The organism is Bacillus cereus group sp. BfR-BA-01430 (assembly GCF_022663115.1).
Lineage (GTDB): Bacteria > Bacillota > Bacilli > Bacillales > Bacillaceae_G > Bacillus_A > Bacillus_A cereus_BD.
The window spans coordinates 1-720 of sequence record NZ_JAKUEW010000059.1 but is presented as its reverse complement, the minus strand read 5'-3'; the positions used below and the strand labels follow the sequence as shown (position 1 = coordinate 720).

Here is a 720-nt window from a genome sequence, read left to right as displayed (position 1 = left end):
ATAGAGAAACCATATAGCCCAGTAGAAAAGCAAGTAAATCAAAATAAGAATAGTGAACTAACAATACAAGTTAGTGTAGATACAACAAAAGCATTAGAGGGAATTAAGGAATTAACTGCTGCAGCTAATGAATGTGTAGAAGCATTCGAGAAGTTAGAGAAGGTTATGAGTCGATTCGAAAATAAACCAGTGCAGACGTTACATTTTAATCCAGTTACTAAGATTACTGCTAACCCAAGGGAAATAGCGTTATGTAAAGGAACACAAATTTAAAAATGATTAAACCAATAGCAATTATCGTAGGCGCTGCCGTGATCTGGGTGGCGTCTTGTTTGTTGTTAAGAAGGAGATGAGGAAATGATGAAAGGCATAGGTGCGGGAGTCACTATTGCTGTAATAGGGTTACTAATTATTTCATTTGGAATGTGGTCAGGTACTTGGTTAGGGTTAGCTTGGATTGTTAGTTTCATTTTCAAACTAGATGTTAGTTATATGACGGTATTTACGGTCAGTTCAATTGTATGGTTACTGGCTGTTATTATAAAAGGATTATTCGCTTATTTAGGAAAGAAAGCAGCAGAAAGATTTTGGAGTTAATTGTTGTTAAGGAAAGATAAACGCAAACGTGTTGCGTTTAGGGATAAGGGGTGAGGTGAGGAGAGTTGAGGAAACCACTTCGACCATGCTGTGAATTTCACTGCCAGAACCTCACGCGTGAAA

Annotated in this window: 1 protein-coding gene and 1 pseudogene; both read left to right on the top strand. The window is 37.4% G+C overall.

Annotation, left to right across the window (positions count from 1 at the left end; all coding sequences use genetic code 11):
• Nucleotides 1-273 (top strand): annotated as a pseudogene (locus MR058_RS22910) (hypothetical protein); the annotation flags it as partial.
• Nucleotides 274-357: 84 nt separating this feature from the next.
• The gene (locus MR058_RS22905; protein WP_087095260.1) at nucleotides 358-597 is read left to right on the top strand and encodes a hypothetical protein; all 240 of its coding nucleotides are present in this window, start codon (nucleotides 358-360) and stop codon (nucleotides 595-597) included.
• Nucleotides 598-720: the final 123 nt, after the last annotated feature.